This window comes from Rhizobium sp. BK275 (assembly GCF_014193555.1).
Taxonomy (GTDB): domain Bacteria; phylum Pseudomonadota; class Alphaproteobacteria; order Rhizobiales; family Rhizobiaceae; genus Rhizobium.
Genome location: NZ_JACHZL010000001.1, coordinates 277,272 through 294,973, shown reverse-complemented (window position 1 = coordinate 294,973; position 17,702 = coordinate 277,272). Strand labels below are relative to the sequence as shown.

Here is a 17,702-nt window from a genome sequence, read left to right as displayed (position 1 = left end):
CCTTTCAAGCGGGTGCGACGGACCGATCTGAGGTTGGCCGATCAGAGCTTGGCCAATCAGAGCTTGATCGAGAGGTGGCCGCTGTCAGCAATGAGAACGGTCGCATCGGCATAATGTTCGATCTCGGGATAGCCCTGCAGCGAATGCTTGTGGCCGGCGGCAGTGATGACCATGATATCGGCTCCGGCTGCCGCTCCTGCCTTCACGCCGGCTTCGACGTCTTCGAAGACCAGGCATTCACGCGTGGAAAAGCCGAGCTTCTCGGCGCCGAGGATATAGCATTGCGGGTCAGGCTTGCCGACGGTCACATCTTCGGCCGTCACGATGGCCTGCGGCATAGGCAAGCCGGCTGCCTCGAGCCGGCGCGCCGCAAGGCGACGCGGAGAGGAGGTGACGATCGTCCACCGGTTCGGTGGGAGCGACGCCAGAAAATCGGCAGCACCCGGAAGCGCCACGACGCCTTCGACATCGCGGATTTCGTCTTCGGTAATCTCAGCTGCTTCCGCCTCGGCGTCGACACCCGGAAGATTCAGCCGTCTGATCGTGTCGATACCGCGCGATCCATGCATGGTCGGCAGGAACTTTTCTACATCGAGCCCGTGCCGCTCGGCCCAGCGTCCCCAGACGCGCTCTGCTGACGCAGTCGAGCTCAGGATCGTCCCATCCATGTCGAACAGGAAGGCGGCATATTGTTTTGAGCTATCAAATCGGAAGGACATAGTGAAATACCATAGGGAGGGATCTGCGCGCCATCAGCCAATGAAAAATGCGGCAGGTCAAGTCGCCGGAGAAATTTCACGAGGGCTTGATGCGACATCGCTCCTGTCACATCGTCCGGCTTCCGTTCGTCATGGCCTTTGACATCATGACGGGATGAGGAGTGGACCAATGAACGAGAAAAACTGGCTGGCCGATGAATTCGAGGCGAACCGGACGCATCTGCGGGCCGTCGCCTACCGCATGCTCGGTTCGCGTACGGAGGCGGAGGATGCGGTGCAGGAAGCGTGGCTGCGTCTCACGCGGTCGGACAGGTCTGGCGTCGACAATCTCTCCGGCTGGCTGACGACGGTCGTGGCGCGCATATGCCTGGACATGCTGCGCTCACGCAAGACGCGACGCGAAGAGCCGCTGGAGCTGCCGGCGCATGGCGCAATCGCCGATATCGCCAGCAATCCGGAGCGTGAAGCAGCCTTTGCCGATTCGATCGGCATCGCCCTGCTCGTCGTGCTGCAAACTCTTTCGCCTGCCGAGCGCGTTGCCTTCGTGCTGCACGACATGTTCGATCTGCCCTTCGAGGACATTGCTGCCGTGATCGGTCGCAGCGCTGCTGCTGCCCGGCAGCTTGCAAGCCGGGCGCGACGCAGGGTGAGCGGACAGTCGGAAACGCCCGAAGTCGATCTTGCGCGCAGGCGAAGCATAGCCGAGGCCTTTCTGATCGCCTCTCGCAACAGTGATTTGGAGGGCCTCATTGCGGTACTCGCACCGGATGCCGTTTTCCGGCCGGACGCGGCCGCCGCTCGCCTCGGCAATGTCGTTCCCCTTCACGGCGCCGAGGCTGTCGCCGAAAGCTTCAAGGGGAAGGCGAGATCGGCAAAGGTCGCGCTTGTCGATGGCGAAATCGGTGTGGTTGTCTTTATCGAGGGCCAACTGCGTATCGTACTGGCGCTGGGTTTCGATGGCGACAGGATCTCGACGGTGGACGCGATCGCCGATCCGGATCAACTGGGTGAGATCGGCTATTCGATCTTGGAAGGCTGAGGATCATGACCGGGAAAATTTCAGACGGGAACGCCTAATGGCCTCGCCAGCCCATCAGCCTTTCGATGCGTTCCGCCGAGTTGCGCACCTGCGCAGTATAATGGCTCTCGTCCGAAAAGGCCTTCTGCTCCGGCAGGACGATGGAGATGGTGGCGACGCATTGGCCCTCACGATCGCAGATCGGCGAGGCGATGCAGGCGACGGCATAGTCGGATTCGCCGGCCTGGATCGACAGGCGCGCTTCGAAGGCCTTGCCGGCGGATTCCGATAGTGTAGCGGGATCGATCTCGGCGCGGCCCGTCGGCGAGGAGCGGGCGCAGCGCTTGAAGAGCTCGACGCGCTCGTCTTCCTGCAGGTGGCCGACCAGTAGGCGGCCGGAGGCTGTCCAGTTGAGCGGTACGCGGGTGCCGACACGCGAGGCGACCTGGAAATGGCTGGGGCCATCGGCCATGGCGAGCACCAGCATGTAATCGCCGTCACGACCGCAGACCTGAACGGTCTCGCCGGCCTGCCGGCAAAGGTCGTGCATTTCATGTGTGGCGACACTCATGAAGTCGAGCGAGCGGGCATAGGCAAGGCCATAATGGTAAAGCCGCGAGCCGAGCCAGATCGAACCGTCAGACTGGCGCGTCAGCATATTCTTTTCGACGAGATCGTCGACGATGACATAGACGGTCGAAAGCGGCGCCTTCACAGCTTTCGCAATGGCGTAGACGCCGGCCGGGGATCCCGTCTCGTAAAGATGGTCGATCACCTGCAGCGCGCGATCAATACCGCTGACGCGAGCGCGGCGAGCGCCTTTTGCACCGGCCTCTTCGGCCGGGGTTTCATCTTCGGAGATTGCGGGTGATGTGTTTCCGTCCAACTCAACGTACCTCTGATGCTATACGAGCCTGTTACATTACTATGGCATAGCTGCTTGCGAAGCAAATCGCAAATCTTGGGAGCTTACGGAAATGCCTGATAGCGGCGCAGCGGATACCGCTTTCAGGCGGCGCAGGTTGAGGTGGGCTAAAGAACTTGGCGTCAAGTGCCGAATACGGCGCAGGCATTTGCCATCACTCTAAATTGCAACGGCACAAAGAGCCGCAGGCAGGAACAACAAGGCCCAGCCCGAGTTCTTGACCTATCAGTGCAGATATTGGCTGATCGGATGCGGGCTATGTCTCCGGCCAGGCATTGCGGTCAGCGATGGCAAGTCCGAGTCTGCGGCTTGCAAAGCCACCGCCGGTGAACATTGTCATGATGACGGCGTCACCGGCGGCGAGCGTTGTATCGTCTTGGGAGATATAGTCATAATCGGTTGGATGTTTAAAAAACTCGCAACTCCGGAAAGCCGGAGACGTGAAGCGCGCAACCAACCATGTTGCAAGGGCTGCCGCCTGTTGATAGCGGCAGCCCGTCTGGGGCAGGGCTTAACCCCAGTGCCGATCGGGCCTTGTAAGGCCAGCGGTCAGATCAGCCGAAGCAGGGCATCGCCGGCAGATTGGCGCGGCTGGCAAAGGACCCGATCATATCGCTCGCCGTGGAGGTACGCGGCTCGCGTTTGCGGGCGGCCGTCTCGAGGAGTTGCTTGAAGTCGTCAAGCTTCACGCCATCGGCGCGCAGCACCATGGCGATCAGCGGGTCGCGAAGGGCTTCGGAAATGGTCAAATCTTCTTTGGTCTTTCTCATGGTGCAGTCCTCCTTTCGTGGGCGGTCGCCCGTGTTCCACTCCTGCTGCCAAGCGCTCTTGGCATTGACTTCCGCGAAGAGTGGTGTTACCGGTAAGTAACAATATATTTGTTACCGATCGGTCACATCGATGTCAAGGACTTCGTCCGCGAAAAAATCAGAAACATTGAACGAAATCTCCGCAGCCGTTTCAGATGATCGAATCCCCCCGCGGGAGCGTATCGTTTCGACGGCTTCGGAGCTTTTCCGCGAGCGCGGCATTCGCGGCATCGGCGTCGATGCCATCGCCGATGCTGCCTCCACCAACAAGATGACCCTCTACCGGCATTTCGGCTCCAAGGATGAACTGGTCTGCGAGACACTGCGCCGCGCTTCCGACAAGGCCGAGAAAATCTGGCGCGATCTCGAAGCTGCTCATCCTGGCGATGCGCGCGCCCAGCTGCTTGCCTGGGTCGAAGATCGGGCTCACTGTCTGGATGGCGAGCCCGCAGGTTGCGATCTCGCCAATGCCGCCATCGAATTGAAGGGCGAAGGCCATCCGGCGCACGAGCTGATCGAGCGCCACAAGGCCATGCAGCGCAACCGGCTCGCGGCTCTTTGCGTGGCTGCCGGTGCACGTGAGCCGGAACTTCTTGCCGACACGCTGACGCTGTTGCTCGAGGGCGCGCGCGTCACCCGTCAGGCCATGACGGATGGCGGCTGTTCCTGCCATTTCGAAAAAGCGTGCAACGTGGCGATCTCCGCCTTCGGCTGATCCCCACGCGGCCAAGGTGCTCAGGCTTGGGAACCTTGGGAGTGCATGGCCGTTTTTCTGCTGATCTGGGAGAGCAATCTGGAGGCAGAGATGAATTACGCTTATCTCCGGCGGCTATATGCCAGACGTGCCGAGCTTGAAGCCAAGCTCGAACTGCACGACGCACGCTACTGCTTCGGCGAAGAGGAAGTGGACGATGGTACGCAAAACGATCTGAAACAGCGCCTCGAAGAAATCTCCAAGGAGATTGCGGCGCTGGAGCGCTCGCCGGGTTAGTTATTACCGGCGCTCAGAATCGAAATTGTCCGTTCGTCGAATTTTCCATCGTAGAAACGCTCGATCGCCTCGTGAAAGGGCGAGCCGTGGTCGCTGACCGCGGCAAACAGCGTCATGGACGAGCGCAGCTTCAGATCATCGGGTGCACCCATGATATCGTGGGCGCTGCGATCGTTGATAGAGAGGATTGCCTCGACACAGCGCAAAAGTCTGCTGCCGAGGATCGGGTCGGCGAGATAGGCCGAGGCTTCCTCCGCGGAGCGAATGGCATATTTCTCCGCCATGGAAGACGTTCCGAGACCGGCGATCTGGGGGAAGATGAACCACATCCAGTGGGAGCGCTTACGGCCGGTTTTCAGCTCTGCAAGTGCCTGTTCGTATACGCCGTTCTGCGCTTCGATAAAGCGATGGAGGTCGTAATCTAGGTCACCGGCCATGTTCTTCCCCTTTCCTATGCTTCTTACGCAAGTCAGACGAAAGATTCCATGCCCGGCGAAAATCGCTGGCTCTTAGCAGACCTTGTCTGCGTAGGGGCTCGTTTCACGGCAATGGCCGTAGCGCTGATGATGCGACACTAGGCTATCACCCGGAGGTGTCGGCTCTTCTATGGCCGAGGTGGTCATCGGATCGGTCGCCGACGTCTGTGCCGACGGTGCTGTGAAGCCTACAAAGCTCAGCAATACGAGGGCGCCTACGACCACGATCCGCTCCAGGACCGAGAGCTTCTGTGCGTTGACGTGGTCGGCGTAGTCGCGTTCAGCTTCGCCGTAGCTCACGTCCTCCTTCACATGCTGGTGCACCATATCCTGGTCACCGGAGGTCCAAGTTTCAGATTGTGTCATTTCAAGTCTCCTGCAATGCACTGGGATGCGGCTTGGGAGGGCAAGCTAGTGGCGCGCCTGTCCGCTTCCCGCGTGCAGCACCGCATGTGTGTCTTAATTGCGATAAATTGAAGAGGGCTAATTCAAACTCAGTGTTCACAAAATCGTACCAATCGTCGTGAAAAGCCGTGCAAGGGCTGGTCCTGCGAAATGATAGGCGGTAAATCCTGTGTGATATCCACAGGACTCCCCCCATGGCCCTTACTTTCGGCGCGATGTCGATCGCTCAGCTTTCCCTCCTCATCCAGAGCGGAAAGGCTGATCCTGTTGACGTCGCAGAGGCGATCTTCGACGGCATCGAGCAATATGCCGACAAGGCGGTCTTCACCGTATTGTTGCGCGAGCGAGCATTGCGGGAAGCCCACGCTTCCTCGAAGCGTATCCGCGACGGCCGTTCGCTCGGTACGCTCGACGGCATTCCGATCGCCTGGAAAGATCTTTTTGACATCGAAGGCATGGCAACCACGGCTGGTTCGGTGGTACTGGCGGGCGATGCGCCCGCTAAAAAGGACGCTACCGTCGTCACCACGCTCAAGAATGCCGGCATGCTGGCTCTCGGCCGTACCAATATGAGCGAGTTCGCTTTCTCCGGCCTCGGCATCAATCCGCATTATGGGACGCCGGAAAATCCTCACAGCAAGGACGAACCGCGTATTCCTGGTGGGTCGTCTTCCGGCGCCGGCGTGGCCGTTGCCGCAGGCCTTGTACCGGTTGCGATGGGCACGGATACCGGCGGTTCGGTGCGTATTCCTGCCGCCCTGAACGGCATCGTCGGCTACAAGGCGACGCGCGGACGCTATGCCACGGAAGGCGTCTATCCGCTGGCAACGAGCCTCGATTCCCTCGGCCCGCTCTGCCGTTCCGTGCAGGATGCCATCTGGGTCGATGCCGCCATGCGCGGTCTGACCGCGCCGACCATTGCTTGGCAGTCCCTGAAAGGCATCGAGATCGTCACACCGCGGAACGTCGTGTTCGACGGTCTGGGCGCTGGCGTCGCCGAAGCCTTCGAAGGCGGTGTGAAGCGGCTGCGCGCTGCCGGTGCGCTTGTCAGCCCGCTCGAAATCCCGGCTTTCGACGAGATCCTTGCGCTGATGGCAAAACATGGAGCTCTCGTGACCGCCGAAGCCTTCGCCCTCCATCGCGAACGGCTTGCAGGGCCGGAGGCTGCGCGCATGGATCATCGTGTCGTCATGCGCACTCGTCTTGGCGAGAAGACCAGCATGCCCGACTATATCGCCATTCTTGCTGCGCGTGCCCGACTGATCGCCGATACGGAGCGTCTGATCGGCAATCGCCTGATCGCCTTCCCCTCGGTTGCCCATGTCGCACCGCCGATCGCCGCACTGGAGCGCGACGACGAGCTCTTCGTTGCCACAAATGGCAAGACGTTGCGCAATACGGCGCTCGGCAATTTTCTGGACTGGTGCGGCGTTTCCATTCCCTGCGGAAAGGGGGAGGCGGATATGCCGGTTGGTTTCCTTCTGTCGGCCCCGGCTAACCGGGATGACGCACTGCTCGCGGTTTCTCTGGCGGCAGAAGCGATCATTCGCGGCGACCGGATCTAGCATTGCGGGCTTGAAGCCGCACGCCATTCTTGCCAGAGTCCCTACGAGGAAACGGGAGGAGATGAAAGATGCAGGCTTTGCAGAACGGCCGGTTTGCGGTTTCCACATGGTCGCTTCACCGGATGCTGGGTGCAACCTACCCCTATAGTCCCGATCCGCAGAAAAGCGCGACACGCCAGGAGCCCTATGGGCCGGGCACCGTCAGCCTGCTCGAAGTGCCGGGCATGCTCGCCGAACGCGAACTTGGCCGGCTGGAGGTCTGCTCGTTCCATCTGCCGAGCCTGGATGCCTCTTATCTCGCCGAATTTCGCGATGCGCTGGAGGCCTCCAACATCCTTTTCCAGACGCTGCTCGTCGAGGATGGCGATCCCAGCAATGCCGAGACGGCGGAACGTGACATAGGCTGGATTGCCGGTTGGATCGATATCGCAAAGAAGCTCGGTGCCGAGCGCATCCGCGTCATCGCCGGCAAGCAGGCGCCTGACGAGGAGAACCTTGCGCGTTCCGCGCGGCATCTGAAGTGGCTGGCCGGACAAGCGGAGGGAAGCGGCGTGCGCCTTGTTACCGAAAACTGGTTCGCCCTTCTGCCCTCACCGAGGGAAATGAACTGGCTGCTTGATGAACTCGACGGCAAGATCGGTCTCAATGGCGACCTCGGAAACTGGGCGGCGCCGGCGAAATATGAAGGGCTGGCGAATATCATGCGCCGGGCCGAAATCTGCCATGCCAAGGCGGATTACAATGCCTCCGGGCTTGATGCCGCAGATTACCGTCATTGCCTGGAAATGTGCGAAAAGGCTGGTTACGCCGGACCCTACACGCTGATCTACGACTCGCCATTCTTTGCGGATGAGTGGGATGGCGTCCTGCTGCAAAAATGCTTCATCGAGGACTTCCTTGAGGACGCCTCGGCGCGCCGCACAGCCTAGGCTCGTTCGAGCCTGTTCTTCGCCCGCTTGCGCCAATCCTTGGGCGTCTCGCCCGCGTGCTTGAGGAAGAAGCGGGAGAAATAGGCGGGGTCGGCAAAGCCAAGCCGATAGCTGACCTCCTGAACGTTCGCGAGCGTGAAAACGAGCTCGCGCTTGGCCTCGTCGACGAGTTTGCCGGCGATCAGGTCGTGAGCCGTCTTTCCGGTCATCGATCGGACGATACGATTGAGATGGGTCGGCGAAATGCCGATTTCCCTGGCATAGAATGAAGCAGGTCGGTGCGAGCGGAAATGCTGCTGGATGAGGCCAGTCAGGTGCTCCATCCGCCGTTCGTTTTCATCGGTGGGGAACTGGCTGATATCCTCCTGATAGGAAATTCTCGCCGTCAGCCGCAGCGCCAATGCGGCATAGGAGGCGAGAAGCTCGCTGCGGCCGCTGCGGTTGTTCCGATATTCATCGCCGAGCCGCCTCAGGCTCTGCATGAGATAGGCGGCGTCGGGATCATCAGGATCGAGTGCGGTGAGATGCGGGGCTGCAAGCCACTCGCCGAGCCGGCTGCGGTCGCCGGGAAGGTTGCTGAGATTGGCGCTCAGCATGGTGATGACGAGGCCGTCGATATCCCGCGAAAAACGGAAGCCGTGCTCAAGCCCGGGAGGAACTGTGACGACTGCCGGCGGCTGGATGCTGTGGCTGCGCTCCCCGAAAATGGCATCGCCCGCGCCGGCGTCGATGTATAATATCTGAAAGAAACTCGCGTGCCTGTGCAGCTTGATCTCCCAATGGTGAAGGCTGCTGCGCGAGGGAATTGTTTCGCAGTGCAGCCAGAAATCGGGTTCCTTGCCCGATGTCTCGCCGTAGAGCTCATAGGTCGGCACATGTCTCGTCATGGGTTTCCTCCCGTTCCCATGTTCGTTTTGTGCAATTTTTCGGTGGGAAAGTCCATTGCCGCATAAGAGGTGGCAGGTCAGAATTTGGCAAAAGACAAATTGTGGGGAGGAAGCAATTGCGCACCCAAATCGCCATCATCGGCTCGGGGCCATCAGGCCTGCTGCTCGGTCAGCTGCTGACCGGCGCTGGGATCGACAATGTCATCCTCGATCGCGTAGGTAAGGATTATATCCTCGGGCGCGTTCGCGCCGGCGTTCTGGAAGAAGGCACGGTCCGCCTGCTGGAAGAGGCGAAGTCCGCCGAGCGCCTGCACGCCGAAGGCTTGCCGCATGATGGTTTTTCGCTGGCTTTCGACGGGCGGGATCACCGCATCGATCTCCACGGCTTGACCGGCGGTAAACGCGTAACCGTCTACGGCCAGACCGAAGTGACACGTGACCTGATGGTGGAGCGCGAGGCAAGCGGCGCCGTTACGATCTACGACGCCGCTAATGTGACGCCGCACGACTTCGATGGCAGCACACCCTACGTGACTTACGAGAAGGGCGACGTCACCCACCGCATCGACTGCGATTTCATCGCCGGCTGTGACGGCTTCCACGGCGCAAGCCGCAAGGCGGTTCCGGAAAAGGCAATCAGAACCTTCGAGAAGGTCTATCCCTTCGGCTGGCTTGGCCTGCTTGCCGATGTCGCCCCCGTCAATCATGAGCTCATCTACGCCAACCATCCGCGCGGCTTTGCGCTCTGTTCAATGCGTTCGGCGACCCGCAGCCGTTATTACATCCAGTGTTCGCTCGAGGAAAAGGTCGCGGACTGGAGTGACGACCGTTTCTGGGACGAACTGCGCCGCCGCTTGCCAGCCCATCACGCTGAAGCGCTGAAGACTGCGCCTTCGTTCGAAAAGTCGATTGCGCCGCTGCGCTCCTTCGTGGCCGAGCCCATGCGTTTCGGGCGCATGTTTCTGGTCGGCGATGCCGCCCATATCGTGCCGCCGACCGGTGCCAAGGGGCTGAACCTTGCCGCCAGCGACGTGCATTATCTGTTCGGAGGCTTGAGCGAGTTCTACGGTGATCGCTCCAGTGCCGGGGTAGACGCCTATTCGCAGAAGGCGCTCGCCCGTGTGTGGAAGGCCGTGCGTTTCTCCTGGTGGATGACGACGATGATGCATCGTTTCCCGGATACGGATGATTTCGACCAGAAGATCCAGGAAGCGGAACTGGACTATCTTACCCATTCGCGCGCCGCCTCGACGGCGCTTGCGGAGAATTACGTCGGATTGCCGTTCTGACGGAATGATTTAAGACCGGTGCAATGCCATGGAGGGCGGCACCTTTGATAGAGGGAGGAACTCACATCATGAAAAAGCTCGTTATGGCCGCGGTCGCGGCGCTGCTCTTCGGCGGAACTGCCTATGCCGATACGATCAAGGTCGGCGTGATCGGGCCGTTCTCCGGTCCATTTGCCCTGCAGGGCAAGAATTTCAAGGCCGGTATCGACGCCTATATGGCGCTGAACGGCAACAAGGTCGGCAATGATACGGTCGAGGTCGTCTATCGCGACGTGCCGCAGGCCGATCCGGCCCAGTCCAAGGCGCTGGCGCAGGAGTTGATCGTCAAGGAAAAGGTGCAGTATCTCGCCGGCTTCTATTTCACGCCGGATGCGATGGCCGTGACGCCGATCCTCAAGCAGGGCAATGTGCCGATGGTGATCATGAACGCTGCGACCTCGGCGATCGTCACCAAGAGCCCGCTCGTCGTGCGCACGTCCTTCACCACCTGGCAGACCTCGACGCCGATCGCCAAAGTCGCCTTCGATTCCGGCGTCAAGAAGGTGATCTCGGTCGTTAGCGATTACGGCCCGGGCGTCGATGCCGAAAACGCCTTCAAGGCCGGCTTCGAAAAGGCTGGTGGTCAGGTGGTCGAGGCGATCCGCATGCCGCTTGCCACCAACGATTTCAGCCCGATCATGCAGCGCATCAAGGATTCCGGCGCACAGGGTGTCTTCGCCTTCCTGCCATCGGGTCCGACGACGCTCGGCTTCGTCAAAGCTTACAATGAAAACGGCCTCAAGGCTGCGGGCATCAAGTTCTTCGCGCCCGGTGATCTGACGCAGGAATCCGACCTGCCGGCGCTCGGCGACGCCGCACTCGGCATCCAGACGACGTTCCACTATGCGGTGTCGCATGACTCGCCGGAGAACAAGGCCTTCGTCGATGCCGCAACCAAGGCAATCGGCAACAAGGCCGAGCTCTCCTTCCCGGCCGTCAGCGCCTATGACGGCATGTATGTCATCTACAAGATGATCGAAGCGACGGGCGGCAAGCAGGATGCACAGAAGGCGGTCGATGCGGTCAAGGGTCTCTCGTGGGTCAGCCCGCGCGGCCCGGTTTCCATCGATCCGGAAAGCCGCCATATCACCCAGAACATCTATCTGCGCGAAGTCGCCAAGGCCGATGACGGGACCTACATCAACAAGGAAGTCCAGACTTTCGAAAAGCAGGGCGATCCGGGTCTTGCTGCCGCAAAGTAAAGGCCGCTGACTTCGAAAGAGACATGCGACGGACCCGGCGGAGCTTTCCGCCGGCTTCCAGTAGGGTTCGCCGCATTTAGAGCAGGGTAGTTCCATGCAGACAGTCTTCAGCATAGCTGTGGATGCACTTGCCTATGGCATGGTGCTCTTCGTCATATCGATCGGCCTTTCGGTGACGATGGGTTTGATGCGTGTCGTCAACCTGGCGCATGGTGCCTTCGCGATGATTGGCGGTTATGTGGCCTCTTATGTCGCCCGCGATCTAGGGCTTGGTTATACAGTCGCAATCGTTGCCGCCGTTGCAGCAACGATCATCATCGCCATTCCAATCGAGCGCTTCCTCTATCGGCGCATCTATGGCGCGCCGGAACTGACACAGGTCTTGATGACGATCGGTATTACTTTCTGTGTCATCGGCATCGCCAACTACCTCATGGGACCGACGCTGAAGACCATTCCGCTTGCCGAGGCGCTGCAGGGGTCGGCCGATCTCGGCTTTCGCACTATTCCCGTGCATCGGCTCTTTGCCATCGTTTGCGGTCTGGCCGTCGCCCTCGGCCTCTGGTTCGTGATCGACAGGACGAGTTTCGGTGTGAAGCTGCGTGCCTCGGTCGATAATGCACCGATGGCTGCGGCTCTCGGCGTACGCACCGAGATCATCTATGCCGTGAGTTTCGGCGTTGCGGTCGGCCTTGCCGCACTTGGCGGGGTTGTCGGTGCCGAATTGCTGCCGGTCGAGCCCTATTATGCGCTGCGCTACATGGTGACCTTCCTCGTCGTCGTCTCGGTCGGCGGTGCGGGTTCCATTCCGGGCGCGCTGATCGCCTGCCTGCTGCTTGGCGCGATCGATACGACAGGACGCTATCTCATGCCGGAATTCGGCGAATTCTTCTTCTATCTCGCGGTTATTGCCATCATCTGCATCTTCCCGCGTGGCCTTGCCGGGAGGGCGAAATGACGCTCGCCATGCATGATAAAGAAATTTTGGTGCAGCGCCGCCGCAGTGCCCTCAGCCGCGATCTCTCGGGCATTGCCGTCATCATTGTCGCCGCTATCGTCGGCTATTTTGCCTTTCCGGACAATCTGGCACTCTTGACCCGCATTATCGCCATTGCGCTTCTAGTCTTGTCGCTCGATCTCGTCACGGGCTATGCCGGCATCGCTACCCTCGGCCACGCCGCACTCTTCGGCTCCGGCGCCTATGCAGCCGGTATTCTCTCGGCTCATTACGGCATCAACGATCCGTTGCTCATGACGTTTGCCGGTATTCTCGGCGGTGCAATTGCCGGCCTTATCTGCGGCGCCGTCATTCTGCGCGCCCATGGCTTGCCGCAGCTCGTACTGTCGATCGCGCTCATCAACCTCTTCCACGAATTCGCCAACAAGGCGTCCTCCTGGACGGGCGGCAGCGACGGTCTGTCGGGCATTTCGCCTGATCCGATTTTCGGCATGTTCGAATTCGATCTCTACGGCCACACGGCCTATGTCTTCGGCATCGTTCTGCTGTTGATTGTCTTCGTGCTGTTGCGCCTGCTCGTGCGCTCGCCTTTCGGCATGCTCTGCCGCGGCATCAAGGAGGATCCGCTGCGCATCCGCGCCATAGGCGCGTCTCCGAAAGCAGCGCTTGCGAAAATGTACGTGCTCTCAGGTGCCGTTGCCGGCGTCGGCGGCGCCTTGAACGCGATCTCCACCCAGGTCGTCGGTCTCGACAGTCTCTCCTTTACCCAATCGGCGGAAGCGCTGGTCATGCTGGTGCTTGGCGGCACGGGCTCGCTGTTTGGTGCACTGTCGGGCACTGTTATCTTCATGCTGTTCGAGGATTATGTCTCGGCCGCCAATCCTTTCCACTGGCTGACGATGATCGGTGCCTTGCTGATTGCGGTCGTACTCTTTTCACCCAGGGGCATTTACGGTACCGCGGCTGCCCTCGTCGCCCGCCGTAAGGAGGCCCGTCCATGAGCGCCGTTTTCGAAGTCGCCCATCTTAAGAAGGCCTTCGGCGGTCTGGCGGTCACCAACGATGTCTCGCTCTCCATGTCGCCAGGCGACCGCATCGCGCTGATTGGCCCGAACGGGGCCGGCAAGACGACCTTCGTCAATCTTGTTACCGGTAATCTGGCGCCCGATTCCGGCGAGGTGCGGCTTGCCGGCGAGATGGTGACGAAAGTGGATGCGATTGGTCGGGTGAGACGAGGGCTCGTGCGTTCATTCCAGGTCACTCGCCTGTTCCAGGACATGACGCCTGCCGAGCATGTCGCGCTTGCCGTCTTGCGCCGGAAGGGGCGAACCGGGCGCCTCATCGGTAATTTTCTGGCCATGCCTGATGTCATGGCCGAGGTCGATGAGTTGCTCGACAAGCTTGGCCTTGGGCCGCTGATGCATCGCAAGGTCGCCGAAATCGCCTATGGCCAGCAGCGGCTTCTGGAAATCGCGCTGGCGCTTGCGCTCAAGCCCAAGGTACTGCTGCTCGACGAACCTGCAGCCGGCGTACCGCAAAGCGATACAGGTCGTATCGAACAGGCGCTGGCCGATCTTCCGGCCGATCTCGCCGTCTTGATGATCGAACATGACATGGACCTCGTTTTCCGTTTCGCCAAACGCGTCATCGTGCTTGCGGCCGGCGCTATCATCTTTGATGGCGCGCCGTCCGAAGTGACGAAGGATGCACGTGTCCGTGAGGCCTATCTGGGGAGCTACGCCAATGCCAGCCATGTCGCTTGAGGTTGAAAATCTCTCTTCCGGCTACGGTCCGACAAAAGTGCTCGAAGGCGTCTCCTTCTCGGTGCCCTCGGGCTGTCGCCTCGCCGTGCTCGGCCGAAACGGGATGGGCAAGACGACGCTGCTCGCAACGCTCGCCGGCCAGACGAAACGTTATGAGGGGCGCATCCGGCTCGGTGAAGCTGATCTCACCGATGCGCCGAGCGCAACGCGCGCGCATCGCGGTCTCGGCTATGTGCCGCAGGCGCGCTGTATCTTCCCGACCCTGACGGTCGAGGAAAATCTGTTCGTCGGCCTGAAGGGACGCCCGAGGACGGCGCTGGAGGAAGCTTATGCGATGTTTCCGCGGCTGAAGGAGCGACGCAAGAACCTTGGCAACCAGCTCTCGGGCGGCGAGCAGCAAATGCTCTCGACGGCCCGCACCATTCTCGGCCGCCCATCCGTGCTGCTGCTTGACGAACCGCTGGAAGGATTGGCGCCCGTCATCTGCGAGGAATTGATGGTCACTTTCACCGAGCTTGCCAAGGCTGGCGACATGACCATCCTGCTTGTGGAGCAGCGCATCCAGAGCGCCCTCGATTTCGCCGATCACGTCATTATCCTGGAGCGCGGCCGGCTTGCCTGGAGCGGCACGCCGTCGGAACTGTCAGCCGATCACGATGCCGTGGAGCGTTTCCTCGGGGTCGGCGGATTGCACTGACTGAAACCTAGCGGAAGGGACGCGCCCACTGCGTGCTCGCCAGCCGCAGACAGGCTTCCTTCGACGGCTGGATATGGCGGCCGACGATCTCGACAAGCTTCTCGCGATCGCCCTTTTCCATAGTCGATCATCATGCCATGCTGCTACCTCCAAGGCAGGCAGCGAATATCGCAACAATATTGTTGGGTATCTTGGTGGACTGTGCAAGAACTCAAGAGCCATGAAAGCAAGATCGCCGAACTGGGCGAAGCTGCAATGCATTCCCGAGGAGATCAAGGTCGAGGGCGTGGCCAATGTTGCTTGCCTCTGACGACAGCCGCTTGGTTACCAAGCAGATGCTTGTGATCAATGGCGGCCTTATCTGACGATGAGTGGGGATCCCATGAACGCCAATACCAACACCTCGCCCCGCCGCTATCGCATTGCCTCCGTTCCGGGCGATGGTATCGGCCCCGAAGTCATCGCCGCCGGCCTTGAAGTGCTGGATGTGCTGGCCGCCCGAAGCGGTACTTTCGTGTTCGACATCGATCACTATGACTGGGGCAGCGAGCGCTACCGCAAGACCGGTGCCTTCATGCCTGACGATGCGCTGTCCCTGCTGAAGCAGGCTGACGCCATCTATTTCGGCGCCGTCGGCGCGCCTGACGTGCCGGATCACGTCACGCTCTGGGGCCTGCGCCTGCCGATCTGCCAGCGTCTCGACCAATATGCCAATATCCGCCCGACCCGCATCTTCCCCGGCGTGAAAAGCCCGCTGAGGGGTGTGGAAGAAGGCGATCTCGACTGGTTGATCGTGCGCGAAAATTCCGAGGGCGAATATTCCGGCCATGGCGGCCGTGCCCATATCGGCCTGCCAGAGGAGGTGGCGACCGAGACTTCGATCTTCACGCGCCGGGGCGTCGAGCGCATCATGCGTTTCGCCTTCCGCGAGGCGCAGAAGCGCCCGCGCAAACTCTTGACGGTCGTTACCAAGTCCAACGCCCAGCGCCATGGCCTGGTGTTGTGGGACGAGATCGCCGCCGAGGTCGCCAAGGACTTCCCCGACGTCACCTGGGACAAGGAACTGGTCGATGCCATGACTTTCCGCATGGTCGCAAAACCGAAGAGCATCGACACTGTCGTTGCGACCAACCTGCATGCCGACATCCTGTCCGATCTCGCGGCGGCACTTGCGGGCTCTCTCGGCATCGCGCCGACCGGCAATGTCGATCCCGAGCGCCGTTTTCCCTCGATGTTCGAGCCGATCCACGGTTCGGCATTCGATATTACCGGCAAGGGCATCGCCAATCCGGTCGCAAGCTTCTGGACGGCATCGCTGATGCTGGAACATCTCGGCGAGGCGACTGCGGCAAAGATACTGATCTCGGCGGTGGAACAGGTCTGCGCTGCCGGCATTCTCACTCCAGATCTTGGCGGCAAGGCAACCACGGCGGATGTGACGCGCGCCGTTTGCGAAGCGCTGCGGGGATCGAACTTCGCCCCCGATAACGAGAATATTCCGGCCGTCTGATCTCCCGGCCGCCGCGTTTATGGAAGGTATCCGGTCATGACCAACAGACTTTCAGGCTACAAGCTCCGCCGTCCGGAGCTTTTCCGCGAAGCGAATTATATCGGCGGCCAGTGGGTGCAGGCCGATAGCGGCCGCAGCTACGATGTCACCAATCCCGCCACCGGCGAGGTGATCGGCACCGTGCCGGCCATGAGTGCGGTCGAGACGAACCGTGCGATCGATGCCGCCTACAAGGCGCAGAAGGCATGGGCGGCGCTGACCGCCGAGCAGCGCGCCAATCATCTCTGGAAGCTCGCCGAGCTGATGCACGAGAATCTTGAGGACCTTGCCGCGATCATGACGATCGAGCAGGGCAAGCCGCTCTCCGAAAGCCGCGGCGAGGTCGTCTATTCCGCAAGCTTCATCGAATGGTTCGCCGAAGAGGCAAGACGCATCTATGGCGACACGATCCCTTCGCCAGTTCCGGGGCGTCGGCTGATCGTGCAGAAACAACCGGTTGGCGTCTTCGCGGCAATCACGCCGTGGAACTTCCCTTCGGCGATGATCACCCGCAAGGCCGGTCCCGGCTGGGCGGCAGGCTGCACCGGCGTCATCCGTCCGGCGAGCCAGACGCCCTATTCGGCTCTGGCGCTTGCCGTCATTGCGGAAGAGGCGGGCTTTCCGGCCGGCGTCTGCAACGTCATTACCGGTCCTTCATCGGAAACAGGTCCCGCGATCACAAGCAGCCCGAAAGTGCGCAAGCTCACTTTCACCGGCAGCACGGCAGTCGGCGCCAAGCTGCTCGCCGAATGCGCGCCGACCATCAAGAAGACCAGCATGGAACTCGGCGGCAATGCGCCCTTCATCGTCTTTGATGACGCCGATCTCGACGAGGCGGTCAAGGGTGCCATAGGCTCCAAGTTCCGCAATACGGGGCAAACCTGCGTCTGTGCCAATCGCATTCTCGTGCAGGACAAGGTGCATGACGCCTTTGCCGAAAAGCTCGCAGCCGCCGTTGCCAGGCTGAAGCTCGGCAACGGCATGGAGGAGGGCGTCACCCTCGGCCCGTTGATCGACGAGGCGGCGGTCAAGAAGGTCGAGACGCATGTCGAGGATGCCGTCAAACACGGCGCAAAAATCGTCTCCGGCGGCAAGCGCGATCAGCGCGGCGGCAATTTCTACCTGCCCACCATTCTCTCAGATGTCTCCCCTGCAGCGGAAATCTTCTCCGACGAGACGTTCGGCCCGGTTGCCCCGCTTTTCCGCTTCAAGACGGAGGAGGAAGCGATCGAAATGGCGAATGATACCCCCTTCGGTCTTGCCGCCTATTTTTATGCCCGCGACGTCGGCCGCATCTTCCGGGTTGCCGAGGCTCTCGAATTCGGCATTGTCGGTATCAACGAGGGACTCATCTCGACGGCCGTCGCTCCTTTCGGCGGCATGAAGCAGTCCGGCATCGGCCGGGAAGGCTCGAAATACGGCATCGAAGAGTTCCTCGAGGTCAAATACATGGCCATTGGTGGCCTGACGAACTGAGGAGAA

Annotated in this window: 19 protein-coding genes; 13 read left to right on the top strand and 6 right to left on the bottom strand. The window is 60.8% G+C overall.

What is annotated here, in order from left to right; all coding sequences use genetic code 11:
• Positions 1–56: 56 nt before the first annotated feature.
• The gene (locus FHT82_RS01310) at positions 57–719 is read right to left on the bottom strand and encodes an HAD-IA family hydrolase (protein WP_183725576.1); all 663 of its coding nucleotides are present in this window, start codon (positions 717–719) and stop codon (positions 57–59) included.
• A gap of 169 nt (positions 720–888) precedes the next feature.
• Here FHT82_RS01310 and FHT82_RS01305 point away from each other — a divergent pair, with 169 nt between their 5' ends.
• Complete coding sequence (locus tag FHT82_RS01305; RefSeq protein ID WP_183725575.1) at positions 889–1,758, top strand: sigma-70 family RNA polymerase sigma factor; 870 nt, start codon at positions 889–891, stop codon at positions 1,756–1,758.
• A 34-nt stretch (positions 1,759–1,792) separates the two neighbouring features.
• Here FHT82_RS01305 and FHT82_RS01300 read toward each other — a convergent pair whose 3' ends face one another.
• Positions 1,793–2,623: an IclR family transcriptional regulator gene (locus FHT82_RS01300; RefSeq protein WP_183725574.1), complete on the bottom strand. Its 831-nt coding sequence runs from the start codon at positions 2,621–2,623 to the stop codon at positions 1,793–1,795.
• A gap of 593 nt (positions 2,624–3,216) precedes the next feature.
• Positions 3,217–3,432, bottom strand: a complete 216-nt coding sequence (locus FHT82_RS01295) for a hypothetical protein (RefSeq protein ID WP_183725573.1) — start codon at positions 3,430–3,432, stop codon at positions 3,217–3,219.
• A gap of 130 nt (positions 3,433–3,562) precedes the next feature.
• Between FHT82_RS01295 and FHT82_RS01290 the strand changes: the two genes are divergently transcribed.
• Positions 3,563–4,186, top strand: a complete 624-nt coding sequence (locus FHT82_RS01290) for a TetR/AcrR family transcriptional regulator (RefSeq protein WP_183725572.1) — start codon at positions 3,563–3,565, stop codon at positions 4,184–4,186.
• A gap of 90 nt (positions 4,187–4,276) precedes the next feature.
• Complete coding sequence (locus FHT82_RS01285; protein WP_183727206.1) at positions 4,277–4,462, top strand: hypothetical protein; 186 nt, start codon at positions 4,277–4,279, stop codon at positions 4,460–4,462.
• Here FHT82_RS01285 and FHT82_RS01280 read toward each other — a convergent pair.
• Both FHT82_RS01280 and FHT82_RS01275 read right to left on the bottom strand, forming a co-directional pair.
• Positions 4,459–4,899 (bottom strand): DUF1810 domain-containing protein, encoded by a 441-nt coding sequence (locus tag FHT82_RS01280; protein ID WP_183725571.1) that lies wholly within the window; start codon positions 4,897–4,899, stop codon positions 4,459–4,461. The genes FHT82_RS01285 and FHT82_RS01280 overlap by 4 nt on opposite strands.
• 72 nt (positions 4,900–4,971) lie before the next feature.
• Positions 4,972–5,265 carry a hypothetical protein gene (locus tag FHT82_RS01275; protein WP_183727205.1) on the bottom strand — a complete coding sequence of 98 codons (294 nt, stop codon included), beginning with the start codon at positions 5,263–5,265 and terminating at the stop codon, positions 4,972–4,974.
• Between the two features lie 272 nt (positions 5,266–5,537).
• On the opposite strand from FHT82_RS01275, the gene FHT82_RS01270 reads away from it, so the two are divergent.
• Positions 5,538–6,908 (top strand): amidase, encoded by a 1,371-nt coding sequence (locus FHT82_RS01270; RefSeq protein ID WP_183725570.1) that lies wholly within the window; start codon positions 5,538–5,540, stop codon positions 6,906–6,908.
• Between the two features lie 68 nt (positions 6,909–6,976).
• A complete protein-coding gene (locus FHT82_RS01265) occupies positions 6,977–7,837 on the top strand; it encodes a TIM barrel protein (protein ID WP_183725568.1) in 861 nt (286 codons plus the stop codon).
• On the opposite strand, the gene FHT82_RS01260 is transcribed toward FHT82_RS01265, so the two are convergent.
• The gene (locus tag FHT82_RS01260; protein WP_183725566.1) at positions 7,834–8,724 is read right to left on the bottom strand and encodes a helix-turn-helix domain-containing protein; all 891 of its coding nucleotides are present in this window, start codon (positions 8,722–8,724) and stop codon (positions 7,834–7,836) included. The genes FHT82_RS01265 and FHT82_RS01260 overlap by 4 nt on opposite strands.
• A gap of 116 nt (positions 8,725–8,840) precedes the next feature.
• On the opposite strand from FHT82_RS01260, the gene pobA reads away from it, so the two are divergent.
• The 8 genes from pobA to FHT82_RS01220 all read left to right on the top strand — a co-directional run bounded on the left by pobA (position 8,841) and on the right by FHT82_RS01220 (position 17,696).
• Positions 8,841–10,013 carry a 4-hydroxybenzoate 3-monooxygenase gene (pobA, locus tag FHT82_RS01255; protein ID WP_183725564.1) on the top strand — a complete coding sequence of 391 codons (1,173 nt, stop codon included), beginning with the start codon at positions 8,841–8,843 and terminating at the stop codon, positions 10,011–10,013.
• Between the two features lie 68 nt (positions 10,014–10,081).
• Complete coding sequence (locus FHT82_RS01250; RefSeq protein WP_183725562.1) at positions 10,082–11,254, top strand: ABC transporter substrate-binding protein; 1,173 nt, start codon at positions 10,082–10,084, stop codon at positions 11,252–11,254.
• Positions 11,255–11,348: 94 nt separating this feature from the next.
• Positions 11,349–12,212, top strand: a complete 864-nt coding sequence (locus tag FHT82_RS01245) for a branched-chain amino acid ABC transporter permease (protein WP_183725560.1) — start codon at positions 11,349–11,351, stop codon at positions 12,210–12,212.
• Positions 12,209–13,213, top strand: a complete 1,005-nt coding sequence (locus FHT82_RS01240) for a branched-chain amino acid ABC transporter permease (protein WP_183725558.1) — start codon at positions 12,209–12,211, stop codon at positions 13,211–13,213. The genes FHT82_RS01245 and FHT82_RS01240 overlap by 4 nt, the downstream gene beginning before the upstream one ends.
• A complete protein-coding gene (locus FHT82_RS01235) occupies positions 13,210–13,974 on the top strand; it encodes an ABC transporter ATP-binding protein (protein ID WP_183725556.1) in 765 nt (254 codons plus the stop codon). The genes FHT82_RS01240 and FHT82_RS01235 overlap by 4 nt, the downstream gene beginning before the upstream one ends.
• Positions 13,955–14,671: an ABC transporter ATP-binding protein gene (locus FHT82_RS01230; protein WP_183725555.1), complete on the top strand. Its 717-nt coding sequence runs from the start codon at positions 13,955–13,957 to the stop codon at positions 14,669–14,671. The genes FHT82_RS01235 and FHT82_RS01230 overlap by 20 nt, the downstream gene beginning before the upstream one ends.
• Before the next feature lie 382 nt (positions 14,672–15,053).
• On the top strand, positions 15,054–16,181 hold the full coding sequence (locus tag FHT82_RS01225; RefSeq protein ID WP_183725553.1) for a tartrate dehydrogenase: 1,128 nt from the start codon (positions 15,054–15,056) through the stop codon (positions 16,179–16,181).
• A gap of 36 nt (positions 16,182–16,217) precedes the next feature.
• Complete coding sequence (locus tag FHT82_RS01220; protein ID WP_183725551.1) at positions 16,218–17,696, top strand: NAD-dependent succinate-semialdehyde dehydrogenase; 1,479 nt, start codon at positions 16,218–16,220, stop codon at positions 17,694–17,696.
• Positions 17,697–17,702: the final 6 nt, after the last annotated feature.

Coding starts and splice junctions, on each gene's coding strand:
- FHT82_RS01310 (WP_183725576.1), bottom strand. CDS start 719: ATGTCCTTCCGATTTGATAGCTCAAAACAATATGCCGCCTTCCTGTTC.
- FHT82_RS01305 (WP_183725575.1), top strand. CDS start 889: ATGAACGAGAAAAACTGGCTGGCCGATGAATTCGAGGCGAACCGGACG.
- FHT82_RS01295 (WP_183725573.1), bottom strand. CDS start 3,432: ATGAGAAAGACCAAAGAAGATTTGACCATTTCCGAAGCCCTTCGCGAC.
- FHT82_RS01290 (WP_183725572.1), top strand. CDS start 3,563: ATGTCAAGGACTTCGTCCGCGAAAAAATCAGAAACATTGAACGAAATC.
- FHT82_RS01285 (WP_183727206.1), top strand. CDS start 4,277: ATGAATTACGCTTATCTCCGGCGGCTATATGCCAGACGTGCCGAGCTT.
- FHT82_RS01280 (WP_183725571.1), bottom strand. CDS start 4,899: ATGGCCGGTGACCTAGATTACGACCTCCATCGCTTTATCGAAGCGCAG.
- FHT82_RS01275 (WP_183727205.1), bottom strand. CDS start 5,265: ATGGTGCACCAGCATGTGAAGGAGGACGTGAGCTACGGCGAAGCTGAA.
- FHT82_RS01270 (WP_183725570.1), top strand. CDS start 5,538: ATGGCCCTTACTTTCGGCGCGATGTCGATCGCTCAGCTTTCCCTCCTC.
- FHT82_RS01265 (WP_183725568.1), top strand. CDS start 6,977: ATGCAGGCTTTGCAGAACGGCCGGTTTGCGGTTTCCACATGGTCGCTT.
- FHT82_RS01260 (WP_183725566.1), bottom strand. CDS start 8,724: ATGACGAGACATGTGCCGACCTATGAGCTCTACGGCGAGACATCGGGC.
- FHT82_RS01250 (WP_183725562.1), top strand. CDS start 10,082: ATGAAAAAGCTCGTTATGGCCGCGGTCGCGGCGCTGCTCTTCGGCGGA.
- FHT82_RS01245 (WP_183725560.1), top strand. CDS start 11,349: ATGCAGACAGTCTTCAGCATAGCTGTGGATGCACTTGCCTATGGCATG.
- FHT82_RS01240 (WP_183725558.1), top strand. CDS start 12,209: ATGACGCTCGCCATGCATGATAAAGAAATTTTGGTGCAGCGCCGCCGC.
- FHT82_RS01235 (WP_183725556.1), top strand. CDS start 13,210: ATGAGCGCCGTTTTCGAAGTCGCCCATCTTAAGAAGGCCTTCGGCGGT.
- FHT82_RS01230 (WP_183725555.1), top strand. CDS start 13,955: ATGCCAGCCATGTCGCTTGAGGTTGAAAATCTCTCTTCCGGCTACGGT.
- FHT82_RS01225 (WP_183725553.1), top strand. CDS start 15,054: ATGAACGCCAATACCAACACCTCGCCCCGCCGCTATCGCATTGCCTCC.
- FHT82_RS01220 (WP_183725551.1), top strand. CDS start 16,218: ATGACCAACAGACTTTCAGGCTACAAGCTCCGCCGTCCGGAGCTTTTC.